Origin of the sequence: Streptomyces sp. 2-1 (assembly GCF_048564895.1) — a bacterium.
Classification (GTDB): Bacteria; Actinomycetota; Actinomycetes; order Streptomycetales; family Streptomycetaceae; genus Streptomyces; species Streptomyces phaeochromogenes.
In genome coordinates, this window is record NZ_CP183383.1 from 8359909 (window position 1) to 8380164 (window position 20256).

The 20256-nt window shown below is 66.9% G+C and carries 21 protein-coding genes and 1 pseudogene; 15 read left to right on the forward strand and 7 right to left on the reverse strand.

Features of this window, described 5'->3' with window-relative positions:
• Positions 1-46: 46 nt before the first annotated feature.
• The 6 genes from ACN20J_RS36845 to ACN20J_RS36870 all read right to left on the reverse strand — a co-directional run bounded on the left by ACN20J_RS36845 (position 47) and on the right by ACN20J_RS36870 (position 7130).
• Entirely contained in the window at positions 47-1111 is a 1065-nt protein-coding gene (locus ACN20J_RS36845) for a glycosyltransferase family protein (RefSeq protein ID WP_266761202.1), read from the reverse strand.
• A complete protein-coding gene (locus ACN20J_RS36850) occupies positions 1096-2814 on the reverse strand; it encodes a carbamoyltransferase (RefSeq protein ID WP_266761204.1) in 1719 nt (572 codons plus the stop codon). The genes ACN20J_RS36845 and ACN20J_RS36850 overlap by 16 nt, the downstream gene beginning before the upstream one ends.
• A gap of 8 nt (positions 2815-2822) precedes the next feature.
• Positions 2823-3779 carry a thymidylate synthase gene (locus ACN20J_RS36855; protein WP_266761205.1) on the reverse strand — a complete coding sequence of 319 codons (957 nt, stop codon included), beginning with the start codon at positions 3777-3779 and terminating at the stop codon, positions 2823-2825.
• A complete protein-coding gene (locus ACN20J_RS36860; protein WP_266761206.1) occupies positions 3776-5551 on the reverse strand; it encodes a hypothetical protein in 1776 nt (591 codons plus the stop codon). Before ACN20J_RS36860 ends, ACN20J_RS36855 begins: the two co-directional genes overlap by 4 nt.
• A 92-nt stretch (positions 5552-5643) precedes the next feature.
• Positions 5644-6327, reverse strand: a complete 684-nt coding sequence (locus ACN20J_RS36865) for an HAD family hydrolase (RefSeq protein ID WP_266761208.1) — start codon at positions 6325-6327, stop codon at positions 5644-5646.
• The gene (locus ACN20J_RS36870; RefSeq protein ID WP_266761210.1) at positions 6327-7130 is read right to left on the reverse strand and encodes a TauD/TfdA family dioxygenase; all 804 of its coding nucleotides are present in this window, start codon (positions 7128-7130) and stop codon (positions 6327-6329) included. The genes ACN20J_RS36865 and ACN20J_RS36870 overlap by 1 nt, the downstream gene beginning before the upstream one ends.
• 201 nt (positions 7131-7331) lie before the next feature.
• On the opposite strand from ACN20J_RS36870, the gene ACN20J_RS36875 reads away from it, so the two are divergent.
• The 6 genes and pseudogenes from ACN20J_RS36875 (at position 7332) to ACN20J_RS36900 (ending at position 11994) form a co-directional block, all read left to right on the forward strand.
• Positions 7332-7766, forward strand: coding sequence for an NUDIX hydrolase (locus ACN20J_RS36875; protein WP_266761212.1), 435 nt, complete (start codon positions 7332-7334; stop codon positions 7764-7766).
• Positions 7767-8969, forward strand: a complete 1203-nt coding sequence (locus ACN20J_RS36880) for a helix-turn-helix domain-containing protein (protein WP_266761214.1) — start codon at positions 7767-7769, stop codon at positions 8967-8969.
• 210 nt (positions 8970-9179) lie between these two features.
• A pseudogene (locus ACN20J_RS36885) lies at positions 9180-9359 on the forward strand (helix-turn-helix transcriptional regulator); the annotation flags it as partial.
• 105 nt (positions 9360-9464) lie between these two features.
• Positions 9465-10340, forward strand: coding sequence for a transcriptional regulator (locus ACN20J_RS36890; protein WP_266761293.1), 876 nt, complete (start codon positions 9465-9467; stop codon positions 10338-10340).
• A gap of 17 nt (positions 10341-10357) precedes the next feature.
• Positions 10358-11080, forward strand: coding sequence for a 5-formyltetrahydrofolate cyclo-ligase (locus tag ACN20J_RS36895; protein WP_266761216.1), 723 nt, complete (start codon positions 10358-10360; stop codon positions 11078-11080).
• A gap of 539 nt (positions 11081-11619) precedes the next feature.
• Positions 11620-11994 (forward strand): hypothetical protein, encoded by a 375-nt coding sequence (locus tag ACN20J_RS36900; protein ID WP_266761218.1) that lies wholly within the window; start codon positions 11620-11622, stop codon positions 11992-11994.
• Positions 11995-12658: 664 nt separating this feature from the next.
• On the opposite strand, the gene ACN20J_RS36905 is transcribed toward ACN20J_RS36900, so the two are convergent.
• Entirely contained in the window at positions 12659-12832 is a 174-nt protein-coding gene (locus ACN20J_RS36905; protein WP_266761220.1) for a hypothetical protein, read from the reverse strand.
• Between the two features lie 503 nt (positions 12833-13335).
• Between ACN20J_RS36905 and ACN20J_RS36910 the strand changes: the two genes are divergently transcribed.
• From ACN20J_RS36910 to ACN20J_RS36950, 9 genes are all read left to right on the forward strand, one after another.
• Positions 13336-13860 (forward strand): SAF domain-containing protein, encoded by a 525-nt coding sequence (locus tag ACN20J_RS36910; RefSeq protein ID WP_266761222.1) that lies wholly within the window; start codon positions 13336-13338, stop codon positions 13858-13860.
• 209 nt (positions 13861-14069) lie between these two features.
• Entirely contained in the window at positions 14070-14687 is a 618-nt protein-coding gene (locus ACN20J_RS36915) for a hypothetical protein (protein WP_266761224.1), read from the forward strand.
• Positions 14684-16117, forward strand: coding sequence for a CpaF family protein (locus ACN20J_RS36920; RefSeq protein WP_266761226.1), 1434 nt, complete (start codon positions 14684-14686; stop codon positions 16115-16117). The genes ACN20J_RS36915 and ACN20J_RS36920 overlap by 4 nt, the downstream gene beginning before the upstream one ends.
• Positions 16114-17019, forward strand: a complete 906-nt coding sequence (locus ACN20J_RS36925; protein ID WP_266761228.1) for a type II secretion system F family protein — start codon at positions 16114-16116, stop codon at positions 17017-17019. Before ACN20J_RS36920 ends, ACN20J_RS36925 begins: the two co-directional genes overlap by 4 nt.
• Complete coding sequence (locus tag ACN20J_RS36930; protein WP_266761231.1) at positions 17020-17913, forward strand: type II secretion system F family protein; 894 nt, start codon at positions 17020-17022, stop codon at positions 17911-17913.
• Positions 17914-17952: 39 nt separating this feature from the next.
• Positions 17953-18141, forward strand: coding sequence for a hypothetical protein (locus tag ACN20J_RS36935; protein WP_266761233.1), 189 nt, complete (start codon positions 17953-17955; stop codon positions 18139-18141).
• A 10-nt stretch (positions 18142-18151) separates the two neighbouring features.
• The gene (locus ACN20J_RS36940; protein WP_266761235.1) at positions 18152-18619 is read left to right on the forward strand and encodes a TadE/TadG family type IV pilus assembly protein; all 468 of its coding nucleotides are present in this window, start codon (positions 18152-18154) and stop codon (positions 18617-18619) included.
• On the forward strand, positions 18616-19107 hold the full coding sequence (locus tag ACN20J_RS36945; RefSeq protein ID WP_266761238.1) for a TadE/TadG family type IV pilus assembly protein: 492 nt from the start codon (positions 18616-18618) through the stop codon (positions 19105-19107). The genes ACN20J_RS36940 and ACN20J_RS36945 overlap by 4 nt, the downstream gene beginning before the upstream one ends.
• Before the next feature lie 6 nt (positions 19108-19113).
• Positions 19114-19566 (forward strand): pilus assembly protein TadG-related protein, encoded by a 453-nt coding sequence (locus tag ACN20J_RS36950; protein ID WP_266761240.1) that lies wholly within the window; start codon positions 19114-19116, stop codon positions 19564-19566.
• Positions 19567-20256 lie beyond the last annotated feature (690 nt).

Sequence of the window (20256 nt, forward strand, 5' to 3'; positions counted from 1 at the left end):
TCGCCTACGGATGACCCAGGCTCGGTGGCCTGGAGGGTCTGTTGCATCAGGCAGCTCCTTGCCGTGCCGTGTCAGTACTCGTGACCATCTCGAAGACGGCTTCCAGCGCATCGACTTGCCGACTGAGGCGAAAGAGATCCAGGTGGTTGAGACAGGTTGCGATCAGCTGTGCGTGCTGCTCGGTGCCGGCGATCGCTTGGAGGTGTCTGATCCTCTGGATCACCTGGCGGCCGGAGTGCACGATCAGGCCCTCGGGCACGAACCGGTTGACGTGGCGGATGTCGGAAGGAGCCAGTGGAAGGCAGCCGGCGAGCACCGCCTCGAAGATCCGCTGCGTCATCTGGCCGGACGTGGCGTATCGCTCCGGCAGCAGGAGCACGGTGGCCAGGGAACGGCTGTACAGATGCTTCACCTGTTCGAAGGGGATCCTTCCCAGGAAGGTGACGTGCGGCCAGCGGCTGGTTCGGGTCCATTTGCCGCCGACCTGGTGCTCGACGCACGCGGCGGCCGGGCTGACGAAGCGGTCGAAGGGCTCGTCACGGTCGTACTGGTTGCCGGCATAGCCGAGTGCGATGTCGCGTGGCTGAGTGGATAGGGCGATTGGATCTGCCTGTGCCAGAAGCCGGTCGTCGACGGGGAAGAGCAGTCGGTGGGCGTCTTGCGTGGGTTCCAAGGCCGCTTCGCACACGGCGGTCTTCGGGGCTCGGCGCCATGGGCTTTCGAGGCGCAGCTGCCGGTCCTTGTCCCAGATCACGGTGGGCAAGCCGCGCTGCGTCGAGTAGTGCTTGAGGAGATCGGCTTGGCGGTGCAAGTCGCAGGCGTGACCTTCCGTGCCGCATTGGGTCGTGTTGCGCCTCTCGATCGGCCAGCGCCATTCCAGGAAGAGGATGTCGATGTCAGGGAAGCCGCCGTCGAAGGCGTACGCGTCCCGAAGGTCTTCGCCGGCTTCGAGAAGATCGCGGTTGGACTGCAGGAAGACGACTTCGTGCCCGCGGTCGATGAGGGCGTTGATCAGCGGGAGGCGATGGCTGCGACCCCCGTCGGGAGTGTCGGTGATGCCGTTGCCGAGGAAGCCCCAAAAGCTGTACCCGATCCTCATCTTGTGACCCACCGGCCTTCCAACAGCAGGGCATCCAGCCCGGAGTTGGCGAGGCAGTCGATGGCCATGGCCGGGGTGCCGCAGATGGGCTTGCCCTTGACGTTGAGCGAGGTGTTGATCAGAACCGGGACACCGGTGCGGCGGGCGAAGGCTCGGAGGACCTCGTGCATGAACGGGTTCTGGGATGAGGTGACCGTCTGCAGACGCGAGGTGCCGTTGGCGTGGATGACGGCCGGTATGTGCTTGCGGGCGTTGTCTGTCACCCCGGAGGCCAAGGACATGTACGGCGCCTCCTGGCCGAGGGTGAAGAACTCTTCCGCGCGCTCGGCCAGGACCATGGGCGCGAAGGGCCGGAACGGCTCGCGGAACTTCACAGCATCGTTGAGCCGCTCCACGACGCCAGGCTGCAAAGGGGAGGCGAGGATCGAGCGGTTCCCCAGCGCGCGAGGGCCGGCCTCCACACGTCCCTGGAACACGCCGACAATCAGGCCGTGGGCGAGCTGGTCGGCGAGGAACTCCGCGACTTCAATGCTCAGGGTCTTCTGTTGGAGCCCCGGGTAGGGAGTGAGGTCGAGAGCTTGATCCGGGTAGGACGGCCCGAGGTAACAGGCGCGGGCGACCCCGGCCACGGGCTTCTGGCTACCGCTGTCGGTGTGCACAGCGACAGCGGCACCGATCGCGGTGCCGGCGTCGCCCGGCGCAGGCGGCACAAAGACCTCGTCGAAGATGTTTCCTTCGACGATCCGACCGATGCTCACGCAGTTCAGGGCCACTCCACCACCTACACATAGGTGTCGTGAGCCTGTGATCATCCGCGCACGCCGTGCCAGGTGCAGCATTACCTGCTCGGTGCGCTCCTGGAGCGCGGCGGCCAGGTCTTGGTGGACGTCCTGGAGAGGCTCGCTCAGGTGCCGCTCGGGGCAGGTCTCATCGATGAAGCGCCGAGAGGTTCGCGGGTAGCCGGAGGCGAGGACGCGTGGTGGGAAGTAGACGGGATCCACGGCGAAGCCCGTGGACGTCGTGGGAACAGCTCGGGCGAAGAGGTGTCGAAAGCGTGCTGGGTCGCCGAGAGCGGCGAGCGCCATGACGGTGCCCTCTTCGTCGCCGCGGTGCCAACCGAGGTGCTCGGTGACCGCCCCGTACACGTACCCCAGTGAGGCGGGGTCCTTGATCGATTCCACCGTGCGGATGATCGGGCGTGCGTCACGGTGAGCATGGGCGATAGTCGTGGTCTGGCGTTCGCCGAGACTGTCTACGACGAGCACCGCGGACTCGTTCCATCCGGAGGCGGCGAAGGCCGTCAGTTGATGGGCCCGATGATGCGGAATGGACGAGATGCCGGCTCCGGGGAAACTCCGGCCCAGTGCCTGGAGCCGTCGTTGAGTGCGGACGGCGACTCTCGCAAATCCAGCTGCCCTCGGCAGCGCTCGGTTACGTGTGGTCGCTGAGACCGCCAGGCCCAGTGCGGCCGGGGATTCCAAGAGATATTGGATGGGCCGGAAGTTGTACGCGACCGCGTCTACGTCGCCCGAGGCGAGCCCGGCCTCGTCGAGCAGCCAGTCGATGGCACGGCGGGGGTACTCATGGGTGTGCTTCTCCTGGGAGAGGCGCTCTTCCTCCACGAAACCGATCAGCTCCCCGTCGACCAGGAGTGCGGCGGCGGAGTCGTGGGTGTAGGAGCACAGGCCGAGGATGACGGAGGGGACGTGGTCCATGGCTGACGTCACCTCGTTCTGGCCGACGCGGGAGCGACCGAAGCCTTGTTGCGGCGAGCCAGTTCGCCGTACCAGCCGATCAACGCCTGGCCGAGTGGCCCGGCGATGGTGTCCGCCGCACGCCACGCTTGTTCGCGCAGCCCGCTCTTCCACAGCCGGTAGCTCCGCATCGTCTCTGCCATGGCGTCCCAGCCCGGGTGTCCGGTCGCGGCTCCGACTTCGACCTGGGAGAGGAGGTGGTCGAAGCCCTCCCACGGCGTGGTGAGTTCGGGCATGAGCGGGCTCGCGGTGATCTCGGTGAGCTCCTCGGCCTGGTTGATGTGGTGCTCGTAGATGTGCAGGGAGCTGACGTGGTGGTGGAAGTCGCCGAGATCCGCGTCGAGCCAGCCGGCGACCAGCTCGTGCAGGGTCGTGTAGAAGAACAGGTCGTACGGCAGCCCGATCCACACGTCCTGGCCGCGCATGCTCGTCGACATGTGTAGTCGGCCGGCGCGCAGGTGGAAGGAGAAGCCGAGGGTGCAGGGGACATCCTTGTGCCCGGCGGCATCCTGCGCCGGGTCGTAGAGCTGGATCACGGCTCGGCGAGAGTCGGGATCCGCCTTGAGGATCTCGACGACACGGTGGAGCTGATCCACATTCCCCGCCCAGTTCCGCATCCGTGGCCCGTACGCACCGCGGAGGACGCCTTCGTCGGCGAACTCCCGCAGCTTCGCGTTGTAGTCGAAGATCCAGGGAGCGTCCGAGCCGGATAGGTGCCAGACGGTCTCGCCCGCCGAGAACGCGGGGTTCAGGATCCGTGCAGGCGGCGCGTAGAGCAGCCGCGCCCGGGGCTGTGTCAGCCGCATGTGGACGTCGAGGACTTCACGGGTTGCCATGCCGCGGGGGCTGACTCTTTCGCCACTCTTGGCCAAGGTAGTGGCGCCGGTGAAGAGTTCGGCAACGGTGTCGGCGGTCAGGTTCGTCATCGGACAGGGACTCCCTCGCCCTGCGGCAGGCCAGGTGCGGTGCCGGGGGCATCGTGGCGGGTGTGGTCAAGCTGCGCGGCGTCGGTGCTGGCTCGTCCGACGATCAGCTGGGCGATTTCGGTGGCGCTGTTTCCACGCCACCGGCACACGGCGTCTGCCGCCGCTTGCGTGTGGGGTGGCTGCGGTGTGCGCAGTGCTGTCAGTGCGTCGGCGATGTCTTCGGCAGTGCTGCAGCGGCGTGCGATTCCGTGCTCGGCGAGTCTGAGCGTGCGTTCCCCGGGCAGACCGATCTCAAGAACCGGGATGTTGAGAAGTACGGCCTCGATGCCGCAGGTCGAGTGGGCGCTCGCCAGAGCGTCGGCGCCCGCGAGGCAGCCACGTGCTCCCACTCGGCGGTCGGCAACGGCCACGAGAGTCCTGCCGTTTCGTTGGGGCAGATCGTCGAAGACGTCGGTGCTCTGAACGGGGTGGGGCGTGATAACGAGTCCCCAGTCTTCTTCGACCCCCTCCAACCCGTCCAAGAGGAGCTCGGCTTGAGCCTGGAGGCGGTCAGGACCGAATGGCTGGCAAGCCCACACGAGGATGCGCTCAGGTCTGCGGCCGAGCCCCGTGGCCAGCAGCTTCTTGAGGTATTGCCGCTGCGGTTCACGCCTCAGTCCCGCGAGGGCGTCAAAGCGGGGTTGGCCCAAGACGTGCACCTCGGCGTCGGGATGGCGAGCCCACGCATTCGCCAGGACAGCATCGCGTTCGCCCATGACGACGATGTGGCGGCTGTGCAGAGCTGGCCACGCCACCGTCTCCTCTGTCCACGCGCCGTGCTGGAGGTGCACCGTGCTGATCCCGCGGCGTTCGGACGCGTGTACGGCCAGCGCGCCCAGTGGACTGGTGTCGTTGCTGACGATCACGGTGTGCGGGCGCGTGGAGTCGAGAACCCCCTCGAACCACCGCTCCACCATGGTCGTGGCCTGCCACGACGGCTGTGTGCATCCGCCGGCCATCGCTAGGAGTGCAGATGCCAGTTGCTCCACTCGTCGCAGTCGAACAGAGTGCGCGCCCAATCGGACTGTGGGTTCGGCCTCCTCGATCTCCTTGTCATCTAGAGACGGAGTCGAAGGGCCTCCAGAAACCGCGAACGCTTCAGCTGGAACCGGAAGCAGACTGATGCCGTCGGCCGTCGGGGCGGAGCACTGTTCCGTCGGATCGGTTGCCAGGTCGACGAGGACGCTTCGGTGTCCATCGCGAGCCAGTTCCTCCAGCACTGGTAAGAGGGACTGCCAATGCCGCGATGACCAGGACAGGGCTACGACCTCGGTCTTCGGGTGGATCTCGGACGTTGAGTCTGGGAACGGCTTGGCTTCCGGACTATGAGCTGAGAGCTTCCGCAGCCGAGCGGACTGCATGGGGTTGTACGGGGCCGATGCGCCCAGGATGTAGGCAACGCCGGACCAGGTGACTGTGTAGGGCCTGTATTCTCGCGAGCTCCTTTGCCGTACGTCGATCATCCCTTCGTACGGAGCGAGAGTCATGCGACCAGGAGCCTCGGCAAAGGGCGGCCAGGCATTGAGCGCCATCAGGTTGCGTACGAGCTGGGTGACGAGGCGCCGCACAGGAACGTGATGCACGTACAGCCAACTCGCGCCGCCAGGTGTCACTGCCCGATGGGCGCTGTACTGCTCCAGCGCCGACATCATGCTTTCGACGTGTGTGTTCAGCTCCTGCCGATCAAGTGGCAGAGCTTCAAGGCCGCTGGTGGTGATGTGTTCGGAGCGCACGCTAGCGAGGGCTCCTTCGCCGACGAGCGCCCAGATGGTTCCTCCATCGCCTTGGGTGCGTACAACCCCTAACCTGCTGTGCTTTGAAGCGCTCACAGCAGGCTCCCTGGTACGAAGGGAGCCGACTTGTTGCTCACGTCGAGCAGCTGCAGGAGATCACTGGGGGAGTGCGCGATTGCGGGCGTCGGAGTGCCAGGCCGCCCATATCCCCATCCGGCGTGGACGTACGGGACCCCGGCTCGACGGGCTGCCTCATGGTCGACCTCCATGTCCCCCACGTACGTCCCACATGCGGGGTCGGCGGCGAGATCAACCAGGGCGAGGAGGAGTGGATCCGGTGCCGGCTTGCCTCGCCCCGGTCCCCCAGGCGTGCGGACAGTGGCGAACGGGCAGCCAAGCTGGGCTATGAGTGGCGCGGCACGATTCAGCGGCTTGGACGTCACGATCCCGAGGCGCCAGTCAGCGGCAGCGAAGGCGTGCAGTACCTCCGTCATGCCGTTGAAGTGACGGGCCAGGTGAGAGGCAGCCTGCGACGCCTGCGAGTACGTCTCGTGAACCCGGCCAGCATCGGCGATTCCGAGCCGAGCCATGATGTCGTCGAAGGGACGGCCCAGGTGCTGCTCGTACGCCTCGAACGGCACGTCGATGCCGTGGGCCCTCGTGACCGAGTGCCATGCCTCTTCCATCACCGGTCGTGTGTCGACGAGAACGCCGTCCAGGTCGAGGAGCAGCACACGCTGCCGCACGGCTCCGTCATCCATGCTCGTGGGTGACATCAGACAGTCTCACTGGTCCTGGGCAGGAGCACGCCTGTGGAGTCCGGGGCAAAGCCCGCGGACAGGGAGATGCGGGGCTCGCCGAGCGCACGCAGATAGAGCCGGTCGCCGGAGAAGCCGTGACGGGCATGCAGCCAGCGTTGGTTGTTCACGATGTACCCCTGTCCGGTGCTGAGACGCAGTCGGCGTTGGCAGCCTGCGATCGCCCGGCGGAGCGTGGGGAGGTACGGCTGAACCATCGGGCTCCACCGAGCCAAACCGTCCTGCCGCAGTCGGATCGACACCCGCCCGTCGGCGTGGACGGTGAAGACCTGGGAGGCATGACCGGCCCCGGCGCCGTAGTACGCCGTGCGAGGTTTGGCGAGCATGAGGGCTGCCTCGCGGCCGTCACCGGACAGGCTGCCGAGTACGTCACGTCCATCGGCCAGGAGAACATCGCCCCCCTCGGCCGCGGGCCGCAGACAGACGAAGAACACCAAGCGCGGCGGATCCGGGACGCTGGCACGGTCGGTGTGTGCCTCCAACTCACCGCTGCCCAAGCCGGCGAATCCGGCGCGGTGGGCGTGAGCGCCGGTGTCGTGGATAGGGGTGAGGCCATCGGGTCCGCTGTGGGGATGGGACGTGATGGTCATGAACTGGGAGGCACAGGCACGGACCTCGGACCGGGACATGAGCCCGTCGACCGTGACCAGGCCGCTCTCGCGAAGCCGCTCAGCGATCGAGTCGGCAGCGTGTGGGGCCCGAACGTCGACGTAGTGGGACGCGAAGAGGGTCGCGGATCGTGTGGGGGCAGCAGCGGGCATCGCCGTACTCCTTCGAACGAGGTTGGTGAGGTCAGACTGGGAAGTCGCGGCCAGCGGGGTAAAGCGACTGATTGTCGACTCGGGCAATTCGCCCAGCTCGGCGGTGTGTTGCGGGAGCCGTGCTACGTTCCGAAAGCACGGCTCGCACACCGCAGGACGAGGACCGCGATGACGCATACACCGCCCCTTTGGCCCGTCTCCGTGAAGGGCGTTGCTCTCGATGCACAGGACCGAGTCCTGCTCCTGAAGAACGAGCGCGATGAGTGGGAGCTGCCCGGTGGGCGCCTGGAGATCGGTAGTTCGGGCGGGGCCGTACCAACCGACGCCAGCCCTGAATCGGCAGTGGAGCGGGAGATTCAGGAAGAGACCGGCTGGGAGGTGAAGGCCGGCCCGCTGATCGAGGGCGGCGTGTGGATCTACGAGCCCATCCCTGGTCGCAAGGTTCTGATCGTCACGTACGGCTGCACCGTGCTCACCCCTGACCAGACGCCGATCGTCAGCCACGAGCACAAGCAGCTCGGCATGTTCACCGCGGACGAAGTGACGGGGTTGAACATGCCCGAGGGCTACAAGCAGGCCATCGCCCTTTGGTACCGCCGCGACACCGCTGACCTGGACGACTACGAGCGGATGTAGATGACGATGGTCAGGGGAGAGATCGCGAAGAACGGAGACGGACGCCGACTGCTCGTGCCCCGGCCAGCGACACACCACGTGCAGTGGCACTGGGCCACCCCGCAGGCGGAACTTGTCCTCGCCGCAGGCGACTTGGCGAGCATCCTGCGCTTCTACCGCCGTGTGCACCGTCTGAACCAGACTGAACTCGGCGATCTCCTGGGCTACGACAAGACGTACATCTCCGCGCTCGAACTTGGAAAGCGCGCCCTGGATGATGTCGGCTCCCGGCGTCGCGTCTGCGAGTGCCTGCGCCTGCCACCGCACATCCTCGGTGTCACCGACATTGCTGACACCGATCACCGGGCGATGCTGCAATTCGGCGAGTCCACCGTGCGGCTTGCTGAAATTGCCCGCCAGTCCGGCCACGCAGCCGAGGCCGTCTCGGAACTGTGGCCCCTGGTCGCCCGTCTCGAAGCCCGCGTCGAGGAGGGGCACACGGAGCGGGATGTCCTTCACCTGCTCGCTCGCGCGCGCGTGGGTCTGGGCGTGGCGCTCGGCAACGTACTGCCGGAGGAACGGCTTAGCACCGCAGCGCGCTGGACAGCCAAGAGCCTGGATCTGGTCGAGCACTTCGAGGACCCGGCCTTGACCTCGTACGCGCTGCGCATGCACGGCAACGAGCTGCGCAAGGCACGCCTGCGGGGTGCTGCTGTGGAGCGTTTGTGCCGAGCGGTGGCCGTGGCTCCGGATGACGACGCACGTGCGGCCGCGCTTGCGCTGCTGGCCCGTGCGGCAGGCACGCTCGGCAACAGACAGTTGTTCGACAGCGTGATGCGCGAGAACGCTGACCTGCTGTCCTCCGTGGAGCACACCAGCCTGTTCAATCCGTTCTCTCTGCATGAGATCCGGCTGCGCGGCCTGGTTGCCACCGGCCGCACGGGCACCGCGATACGGCTGGTGGAGCAGAGTCCGACACCGACGACGGCCGTGGCACCGCAATGGCGTGTGATTGAACTCGTGACGGTCGCGCACGTGCAGCTGCTCGCCGACGACCGTAAGGGGGCCGCCGAATCCCTGGACACCGCCGTCGGGGAGGCGGTGATGCAGCGCCTTCCCCACCAGCTCCAACGGATCATGCGTACTGCCGGGATCCAACTGCCCGAGACCCGTGAGGCCGCCGCGCATGCACTGGACCGGATGCGCAGCGAGATGGCCGCCTAACTGCTCACCTTTTGGGGAGGCAGAAGCGAGTGTGTCCTGAACCATCGCTCGTGACCCTTCGCTGCGGGAGTACAGAACTCCACACAACCGAGCCAACTCCTGTGTTCCCAGGGCAGAATTGATGCGTCGGTGATGCATCCATGTGGCACCGGTGGGCGTGACCTGGACGTGTTCCCGTGCGAGTCAGAGAAGGAATTTGGGGGTCAGGTCATGGCACGCAGGCGGCCGAGACTTGCCGAGCGGCGCCAAGCCGTGGGCCTCACACAGGAAGCGCTTGCCGAGCGGCTGGACGTGGACCGCTCCACGGTCGTGCGCTGGGAGGCCGGCAACGTGGCCCCACAGCCATGGATGCGACCTCGAATTGCTGCCGAACTCAAGGTCAGCGCCGACCAATTGAACGACCTGCTCCATAGACCTGGTCCTGGGAGCTCTCATGCCACCGGGTACAAACGGATTCTCGATCAGGCCCACACTGACCTCAATAGCGTGGCTGGGTTGCGCAACGAGTTCGACGGGCTGGCCTCCCGGTACGACCAAGACCCCTCGGCCAGCCTCGTCGCCAAGGGCGGCGAGCAGCTGAACGTGATCACCTTCATGGCGCGGAGCGCTCCACGCGGGCGGGTCGAACGCGAGCTGCTCTCCCTGCAGGCTGACGCCTACACCCTCATGGGCCAACTCGTCTGGGATGCCTCACAGCGACGCGATCACGTGACGGCACGCAGCTACTACGACCTGAGCGTCACGCTTGCTCGACATCTACGGGACCAGAGGCTCGAAGGGCACGCCCTCCTACGGACCAGCTACGTCGCCCTCTACGGAGCCCAGGATCCACGTGCGGGTCTGGATCTCGCACTCCAAGCTGCTGACACCGCTCGCTCGACCAGCCCGGCCGTCACAGGACTCGCCCTCCTCCACGCCGGAGAGGCGCACGCCATGCTCGGCGAGGCGAAGTACTGCGAGCAGGCCCTCGAAGACGCCCAACGACAGCTGGAGCGATCAGACAGCATGGACGCCTCAGCCGATCTCGTATCCTCCACTCAGTTCGGCCGCCTCGCCGGATCCTGCTACTTGTCCCTCGGACAGTATCGACGCTCCCAGCACCTCCTGGAGACGACGGCCGCGGAACTGCATGATCGGCGAAAGTCCCGCGCAATCGTGTTGGGCAACCTCACGCTCGCCTACATCCGTCAACGCGAGGTCGACGCCGCCGTGAGCACGCTTATCGATGCCATCGCGGAGCTGGAACAGACCCGAGGTGGTGGAGGGCTGAACGTAGTGTTCAGCGCAGCCCGGGAACTGCGGCCCTGGCGGCAGGAGCCGACCGTCGCCGACGTCCATGACCGGCTGTTTGCGCTCATGGCAACGACGTAAGTGTGAGGAGAACCTGATTGTCCGCGACGCATGACGAGGCCAAGGAACGCGTAAGGGCTCAGGTTTGGGACGCCCTCGACGCGGCTGACGCGGTTTACGACGTCACAGCCCACGGCCGTATCCCCAACTTCAAAGGCTCCGAGGGTGCTGCCAACCGCCTAGCCGCACTCGATGCTTGGAAGCGCGCCAAGGTCGTCAAGGCGGTGCCGGACAAGGCCCAGCTCCCCGTGCGCGCCCGCGCTCTGGCGGAGGGCAAGCTCGTCTACATGGCCGTTCCGAAACTGGCCACGGCCAAGCCCTTCTACGTCCTTGACCCGGCCGTGTTGGAGGTGCCGCCACACGAGGCCGCGACCAGCCGCGTTGCGGCGACCGTCGCGCCCACCGCTGACGTTGACGCGCTCCGCCCCGTCGATGTGGTAGTACTCGGCAGCGTTGCGGTCAACCGCACTGGCGCCCGTATCGGCAAGGGAGCCGGGTACTCCGACATCGAGTTCGCACTGCTCACTGAAGCGGGGCTCGTGAATGCGGAGACCCTTGTGGTCACCACCGTCCACTCTCTGCAAGTGATCGATGTCCCGATTCCGACGACGGAACATGACGTGAACGTCGACCTGATCGTCACGCCCGACGAGGTCATCACCTGCACCACGCCGCACCGGCCCACGGGCATCTTCTGGGAGCGTCTCGACGTGGCGAAGATCGCCGCGATTCCAGCCCTGCAGGCGAGGAGGGGACTCTGAGGACGTCCAGCGGCTGGCAGGTGTCGCGCGAGGTCGCGGGGCCGGTGCCGAGCAACTAGAACAGCGACTTGTTCAACCCAATTACGCGACTGCGAACGCTGTTGCACCTCTGGGCTGCACTGGTAGGCGTGGGGATTCGAGAGCCTAGTTCGCACTTCAGAGTAAAGAATCAGTCAAGTGGTCGGTCTCACCTTGAAGTTAGTTCGTGTTCGCACCTTGCAGTAGGAACGAATGAGGGCTGTAGACCTGGAGTCCGCCCAGAATCGGGGCGGTTGGATCTGCATCGTTCGCGGGGTGATGTGACCATGGTGGTTGTACCGGCGTACTCATGCGTCGGCTGGCGGGCTGCCGGAACGGCCTGTAGCGCTGTAGCGCTGCTGTTGATCGCGAGCTGTAGCGCATCTGGTACGGCGAGTTCGGATCCCTCCCGGGTTGACAGAGCGGCTGTCTCTCCCGAGAGCAGGGCGATCTCTCCTCCGGGGTCTTCTGCGGCCCCGGCAGATGTCTCCCGGGCGCGGGCCAGGGCAGCGTATGTGGCTATGTGGCAGGACATGGCGGAAGCGGGGAAGACTGCGGACTGGAGGTCTCCGAAGCTGGCGGTGCACGCCACCGGCGATGCGTTGTCGGTGATGTCCCGCGTCCTGTACGCGGATCATCTCAACGGGCTCGTCAGCAAGGGTGCGCCGAAGAACTCTCCCGAGGTGACCTCGGTGGCCCCGTCGGCTCGGCCGACCACCGTGCTGATCGAGGACTGCGGAGACTCGACGGACTGGTTGCAGTACACGAAGGACACCGGCAAGCTCGCGGACGACAAGCCTGGCGGCCGACGTGCAATCACCGCTGAGGTTAAGCAACAGGCCGACGGCTTGTGGAAGGTGACACGCTTCGCGGTCGACGGGCTGGGATCATGCTGAGGCGACCAGCGGTGATCTTCGGTCTGTCGCTCGTCGTAGCGGTCGGGGGCGCGGGGACCGCGGTGGCTGGGGACCCATGGGGAGCAGCGGAGTGCTCCCAGAATCCGCTTCCAGGATGCGAGCTCGGCGCGGGGTCGGGTGGCCATGACCGTGCACCTCGGCCCGACAACGGCGGGCCTTCCTCGGGCAGCGGCAGTTCGGGTGGCAGTGGAAGCAGCCGCGGGGGCCAGGAAAGGCCGAAGAGCCGGAACCCGGATCTGAATCTGGCGGTCTGCTCCTATCAGCGCAGCGACTACCAGTCCCCGCCGACGGCGGTGCAAGCCGCGTACGTTGACCGGTCGGCCGGTGGCGTGGCGGTGGCCCAGGCGGCTCATTTCCCGAATGCGCGGGGCTCGGTGGTGCCGGCGGCGGATTCGCAGCCGGGGGAGTCCGGGGCGTGGTACGTGTACAAATGCACTGCCGGAGGGGTACGGGATGCCCTGTACCGGCCTCCTGTGTGGATTCCGGACGGGCCAGAGCAAGATGCTGAGGCTCCTCAGCCGACTCCGGCCCAGCTGGCGCAGACGGCACGTAACCAGTTGCGGTTGCCGTCGCCACAGATTGAGACGAACCCGGCGGGCGACCAACTGGTCAGCCTGCCGACCTGGTTGTGGCTGGACCGCAGTCAGTGGCATGCGGTGTCGGCCACGGCATCGGTGCCCGGGGTCTCGGTGACAGCCGTGGCCCGCCCGACGTTGGTGGTGTGGACGATGGGCGACGGCAGCTCGGTGACGTGCAACGGCCCTGGGACGCCGTACGGAACCGCTGGGCCGAGGGCTTCGGCTTCGGACAGGCCCAAGGGCGCTTCGCCGGATTGCGGCCATACCTACCGCTCGTCTTCGGCTGGGCAGCCGGACAGTGCGTATCCCGTATCGGCGACAGTGCACTGGACGGTGACCTGGGCAGGCGCTGGTCAGAGCGGCGTCTTCCCCGATCTGACGACCACGTCGACAGCGGCCTTCCGGGTCGCGGAGAGCCAGGCGCTGAACAACGGCGGATGACGCCGATGCCTCTTCCCCCTGGGATCCAGTGGGAAGAGGGGCTAACCCCCTAGGTGAATCCCGATCGCCGCGTCGTTTGGCGCGGTGCTGAGAAGTCCTGTCCCGGAGGAGGCCGTTGATGGGTACCCGTGCGCCCACACACTCAGATCTTGAGGTTGAGGGAGGTGGATCTTCGACTGGTCGGTGGACTGGTCGTCGCGATGACCAGAAGCCTGCTCGGGTGAGGGGTGTGTCGCGGCGCCGTAGCCTGCCGTACCTGTTGCTGGGTGTCCTCCTGGTCCTTGGCTGTGCGACCGGAGGCGTGGTGGTAGCCACGCAGCTCGGCCACCGAGAGGCCGTACTGGTCCTGGCCCGCCCCGTCACCGTAGGCCAGGAGCTGTCCGCGCAGGACGTGCGCGAGGTGAGTATCTCGGTGGACAGCAGCCTCGCGGTGATTCCCGCGCGCTCGCGGTCAGAGGTTCAGGGACGCGCCTTTGCCTACTCCCTGCCGGCGGGGACCCTGCTGACGCGGCACATACTGGGCGACGCGCGGATTCCTCCGCCCGGGCAGGCGGTGGCTGCGGTGGGGCTGAAGGTCGGCCAGTATCCCTCCGATCTGCAGGCAGGAAGCCGTGTCACGGTGGTGGCCGCGGCGAGTGACACATCCACCGGCTCCACGGCGTCCCGCTCCTCGGCATGGGATGCGACGGTGACGGGTGTCCACTCCAGTGCCAACGATCAAGTTGCTGCGGTGTCGCTGCAGATGGCCCGGGATGACGCGCGCCAGCTGGCCGCGGCGCCTGCCGGGCAGATCAGTGTCGTCGTGGTGCATGGAGGTGTGAGGTGACGCTGGTGGCACTGTGCAGTTTGAAGGGTTCCCCGGGGGTGACCACAGCAGCGCTGGGCCTGGCGGCACGGTGGCCTGCTGGAGAGCTTCCAGTAGTGGTGGAGTGCGATGCGGCCGGAGGCGACCTGCTCGCTCGCTTCCGCTTAGAGACTTCCCCGGGATTGGTGAGTCTGGCGGCTGCAGTGCGTCGAGGTGCGGGCCCCGGGCTGGTGTGGCAGCACACCCAGCGGCTGCCCGGCGGTCTACCGGTCGTGGCCGGCCCGGCCGGGGTGGAGCAGGCGCGCGCCGCGCTGACACAGATCACCAGCGCCGGTGCGGCAGTGCTCCGGCGCGCCGCGGACCGTCCCGGCACCGTGGTGGTTGCCGACTGCGGACAGGTCGGTCCGGGCGCCGCAACCCTGGGCATCCTTCACGCCGCGGATGTGGTGCTCCTGCTGGCCCGTTCACGCGATGACGACTTGTCCCATGTGGTCGCCAACCTGGATGCAGCTGCCCGTTGGTCGCGGCATGCCACCTTTGTGCTGGTCGGCGGTGGATATCCGACTGGCGAGGTCGCCTCGACGCTGGGCGTCGAGGTGATCGGCCGGCTTCCGGAGGACCGCCACGGTGCGGCGGTGCTGGGTGGAAGGCCCGGACGGCGTTCTGCACCGGCTCAATCACCACTGGGTCGGGCACTGGCCCGTATCGCTGCATTGGCTGCCTCCCGTGCCGCGACTACGCACCGGTGGAAGGAAGGGGTAGCGGAGCTCTCGGGAGCAGACCCCAGCATCCCGTCCGCCGGGAGGAACAGCAGTCTGCACAACTCTTGGGAAGGGGTGTCGCGATGAGCGAGCCGGGAAGGAGGCGCGTCTCGCTTCCCTACGGCGGAGTGATTCCCCCGCAGGAACCGGCACGGCGGGTGCCTGTGGCCGGGGGCGACGGCGCCGACATGGAGATCGGTTCCCCCGCGGAGTGGTTGCGACGCCGATTGCGACACGAGCTGCCGGCGCGGCTGACGGAACAGATCCACGCCAACGAAGCCGAGGGGCGTGGGCCGATGACGGAATCGCAACGCCGGGCACGGGTGGAGAAGATCCTCTCGGATGTCGCGGAGGAGCACGCCCAGGAGATGCTCAACCATGGCCAGAGTGTGGTGGCGCCAGACGTTGAGCAATTCGTCATCGCCTCCGTGCTGAATGAGGTGCTTGGACTGGGCGGTCTGGAACCTTTGCTGAGTGATCCGCAAATCGAAAACATCAATGTCAACGGCAGCCGGGTCTTTGTCCGATATGCAGACGGCCGCCGCAAGCAACTGCCGCCCGTGGTCGCCTCGGATGCCGACCTTGTCCAGCTCATTCGCCAATTGGCGGCACGCTCCGGGGTAGAGGAGCGCCGGTTCGACCGGGGTAGTCCGGGAGTGAACTTCCAACTGCCTGGCGGAGAGCGGGCGTTCGCGGTGATGGCGGTCACCGCCCGCCCAGCATTAGCGATCCGCCGGCACCGGTTTCAGCGCGCCACGCTTGCTGAACTATGCGAGAACGGCACTATCGACCCGGGACTTGAGTCCTTGCTCGGCGCCATGGTTCGTGCGCGAAAGAACATCCTGGTCACCGGTGGGACGGTGATGGGCAAGACCACTCTGCTGCGTGCCCTGGCCTCTCAGATCCCCGCGTGGGAACGGCTGATCACCATTGAGGACGTCTACGAACTCGGCCTCGGGTCAGACGCCGAGGCACACCCGGACGTGGTAGCCATGCAGGCGCGTGAGGCAAACATCGAAGGCAAGGCGGCGATCAGCCAGGCAGAGCTGGTGCGATGGGCCCTGCGCATGTCACCGGACCGGGTGATTGTCGGCGAGGTCCGCGGACCCGAAGTAATCCCGATGTGCAACGCCATGTCCCAGGGCAACGACGGCTCAATGGGCACTCTGCACGCCTCGACCAGCCGGGGTGCGTTCACCAAGCTGGCTGCCTATGCCGTCCAGGGCCCCGAACGATTGCCGCTGGAGGCTACCAACCTCTTGGTGGCCTCGGCGCTGGACTTCGTGGTCCACCTGGACCGGCCGCGCGCAGACCACGCCAAGCGCGTCGTGTCCTCCATTCGCGAGGTCGTCGACGCCGACGACAAGCAGATCGTCTCCAATGAAGTCTTCCGGCCCGGCCCGGACGGTGGCGCCGTTCCCGGAGTGCCGCTGCGCACCGAGACCCTGGAGGACCTGGCTGCTGCGGGCTACGACCCCGACGAGGCAGAGCGTGGGCAGAGGCGGTGGCAGGAGTGAACGAATACGTTGCCCTGCTCGGGCTGCTCGGACTGGGCGTTGGCGCCGGCCTGCTTGTCCTGGTGCGAGCCTGGTACGCCCCAGGTCGGGAGGTCTGGTCGATGTCGAGCAGGCGCGGCCTGCGGGATGTGCGCCGCCGAGATCACATCGTGCGCTGGCTGGCTGGCGCGAGCGCAACAGGCCTGCTGGTCGGGGCGATCACGGGCTGGGTGGTCGGAGGTCTGCTGGCGGCGATGGCCGTTTGGAGCCTGCCACGGATCCTTAGCGGCACGACCATCAAGACCGAGACTGCCCGTATCGAAGGCATCGCCGGGTGGACCGAGATGCTCCGCGACACTCTGGCCGCCGCGGCCGGCCTCGAACAGACCATCATGGCGACCGCCCACACCACCCCGAAGTCCATCCGGTCGCAGGTGCAGGGACTCGCTGTCCGCTTGGCGAGCGGCAAACGCCTCACCGCGTCACTCCGGCGGCTGGCGGACGACTTAGCCGACCCGATGGCCGACATGGTGATCGCTGCGCTGATGCTCGCCTCGGAGCACCAGGCCCGCCAACTCGCCCCACTGCTGGGGGAACTTGCGGCGACTGCCCGCGCCCAGGTCGAGATGCGCCAACGGATCGAGGCCAGCCGCGCCCGCACTCAAACCACCCTGCGGGTCGTGGTGATCACCACGCTCTCTTTCGCCAGCGGTCTGATCCTTCTCAACCCCGAATTCCTCGCCCCATACGACACCGTGACCGGGCAACTGGTCCTGCTCTCTATCGGAGCGTTGTTCACGGCCGCATTCGCCTGGCTGCGCCGGATGGCCCGCATTGAGGAGCCCGAACGCTTCTTCACAGGCTTCGAAGCCGCCACCAGCATGTCGGGAGCCTCCGCATTCACTCACCAGGAGGAGGCCTGAGTGATCACGTTGATGCTCCTGGCAGCCGGTGCAGGGATGGGGCTGTGGGCGCTGACGGTATGGCTGTTCCCGCCCAGAACTCCGCTGGCTGCCCTGATCTCCCGCCTGCAATCCCGGCCCGCACCACCCCCGATCCTCGTCACCAGTGACAGCGGCTGGGCCGCACGATTCGGCAGCCCCTTCAGCAGCCTGCTGCGCGACCTGGGCCTGCCCAGCCATGCACTGGGCCAGGACCTGGCCATCGTTGGCCGCTCAGTCGAAACCCACCTGGCGGAGAAGGCGGCGGTCGGTATCACGGGACTGCTGCTGCCTGCAGCCGTCGAGCTGGCGCTGGCTTTGGGTGGCCGCCCCCTTCCCTGGGCCGTACCCCTGGGTGGCTCCCTGCTCCTGGCGGTAGGCGGCTTCCTCCTGCCGGACATGACAGTACGGGCGGAGGCTGAACGGCGCCGGACCGCGTTCCGCCACGCGCTCAGCGCGTACTTGAATCTGATCCACATACTGCTCGCTGGGGGCGCCGGCGTGGACGGAGCTCTCACCGACGCGGCCGGCATCGGACAGGGCTGGTCCTTCCAGCAGCTGCGCCGTGCACTGGACACCGCACGCCTCACCCGCACTTCCCCCTGGACGGCGCTCGGACAGCTCGGCGAGGAACTGCAAGTCAGCGAGCTGACTGAGCTGGCCGCTTCCTTGTCCTTGGCCGGCACAGAAGGCGCCCAAGTACGCGCGTCGTTGGCTGCCAAGGCCACAGCCATGCGTCACCGCAACGGCGCTGAGGCGGAGGGAGACGCCAACGCGGCCACCGAGCGAATGGCTTTGCCCGGCATGCTCATGGCCTTTGGCTTCGTCCTCTTCGTCTTTTATCCCGCTCTCGCCCAGATAACTGCCGCCCTCTGAAAGGTCCGTGGGTCCGGCGAATACCGAAAGGAAACAGCCGTGTCTCTGTTCACATCGATCTGGTCCAGAACAGCCAACGTGCTGCAAAGCCATGCGTACAACGACCGAGGGGGTGTGACGCCGGAGCTTGTCATCTGGACAGCCTTCCTCGCCGGGCTCGCGCTGACGGTGACCGGGCTGTTCGGCCCGCAGATTCTGGCCGCCGCCCGCAACATCACCTTCAAGTAGGAGTACCTCCATGGTGCTCACCACAGACAGACAGAGTCGGGGACACCCCCTGACTCGTCCCTGCGTCGATGTACGCCTGCTGAGGCGGCTCTGCCGAGAGGACCGCGGCACCGTCACCGTGGAGATGGTCTACATCATTCCTGCCCTCTTCACTCTCGTGATGCTCCTCGCTCAGGCCACGCTCTGGTGGCACGCTGTCCACATTGCTCAGGCCACCACGGCTCACGCCCTGGCGGCCACGCGGGTCGAGGACGGCACCGCCGCGGACGGGCAGAACCAGGCGCAACGCGTACTCGACCAACTCGGCCGCGGCCCGCTGCGCGGGGTGCACGTCAATGTCACCCGCGGCGCCGAACGCGCCGACGTCCGCATCACCGGTACCGCCAGCAGTGTCATCCCTTTCCTGCATCTGCCAGTCCGCGCCCACGCAGCTGGCCCGGTCGAGCGGTTCCGCGCTGTCGCTGAGGTTGCGCCGTGAAGTGGTCTAGATGCTCACCCCACACACGCTCAGCAGCGTGTGAGCACGACCGCTGCGAGCGCACCAGGCCGCTGCGTGAAGCCGGGTCTGCCACGCTCGAACTGGTACTGAGCATCCCTGTGTTGATCTTGATGCTCGCGTTTCTGAGCTATTCCGGACGGATGCCCGGGGCTCGACTTCAGATCGAGGATGCGGCACATCAAGCGGCCCGCGCCGCCACCGTGAGCCGTAGCCCGTCAGCCGCCGCCGCGAACGCACGCTCCACCGCAGAGGCGGCCTTGAGTCAGGCTGGGGTGACCTGCCGCCCCGTCACCGTCACCGTCAGCGGCACCTTGCAACCCGGCTCCACTGCGAGCGTCGCCGTCTCCTGCACCGTCGACCTGCACGACCTGGCCTTGCTGCGTGTGCCCGGCACCACCACGCTCACCGCACGCTACGCCTCGCCGGTAGACCTCCACCGCAGCATCACTAACACCGCTGGAGGGTGACCGTTCGTGAGCCGACTCGCCGGTATCGCTGTCCGCCTACGCGTCCGAATCCGCGATGACGACGGTCAAGTGAACGCCTTCATCGTCGTCTTCGCCGTCGCCGTAGTGATGTTCGCTGGCCTGGTCCTGGACGGCGGCCTCGCTCTCGCAACGAAGGTCCGCGCCCTCGGCGAGGCCCAGGAAGCGGCCCGGGCCGGTGCCCAGGCCCTCGACCTGGCCGCTTACCGCGACCACAACATCGTTCGCCTCGTGCCGGACCGGGCTCGTACTCGGGCTCAGGAGTATCTCGCCGCCACCGACGACTCGGGCACAGTCGCAGTCACCGCGGACACGGTGACTGTGACTGTCACGGTTCAGCAGCGCACCCAACTGCTCGGCGTGCTCGGCATGGACTCCCTGACCGTGACCGGTACCGGTACCGCGCACCCCGTCCGCGGTGTCAATGCTCCCGAGCCCTGAGAAGGTCCAGCGATGGCCGCCCGCCACCCCGCACCTCGCCGTCTGCGGCTGATCCGGAGACGCACCGGACTGCTGCGAAGAAGCGCTCTGTTGCTACGTGGCCTGGTCGCCGTGATAGCCCTCACCACCCTGCTTGTGGGCATCCCCTGGGGGCTGATGAACTACATCGGCTGGCCGTTGCCCGGCCACATCCCCACCTGGTCCGATGCCCGAGCCACGTTGCTGGCTCCCATGAGTGTCCACTTCCTGCTGAACGCCTTAGCCTGCATCCTCTGGCCGGTCTGGGGGCTTTTCGCCCTCGATCTCGTTCGCGCCGCCGCGGCCGAGGTGCGCGCCGGTTCTCGATCCGCCCCACCTCACACCGGTCCACTCCAAGCGGCGGCAACAGTGCTCGTTGGGGCGATCGTCGTTTCTCTGCTGTCGATGCGCCCAATGGCACCCCCGCTCGCCGGCGTTCCCTCTGCTGCGGTGCGCGTGGTCCAGCCAGCCACCGTTCCACGGAGCGGACCTGCTCAGGAAGCCACGACAGTCAGCGAGTTCGACGCCGATGCGGCCGAACGTGGGCTGCAGCGCCCGACCGCGACTGTGGTGGTACGCCCCCCACGTGACGGCATCCACGACAGTTTGTGGCGCATCGCCGACCGCACCCTTGGAGACGGCCGCCGCTGGCCGCAGATCTATGGCCTCAAC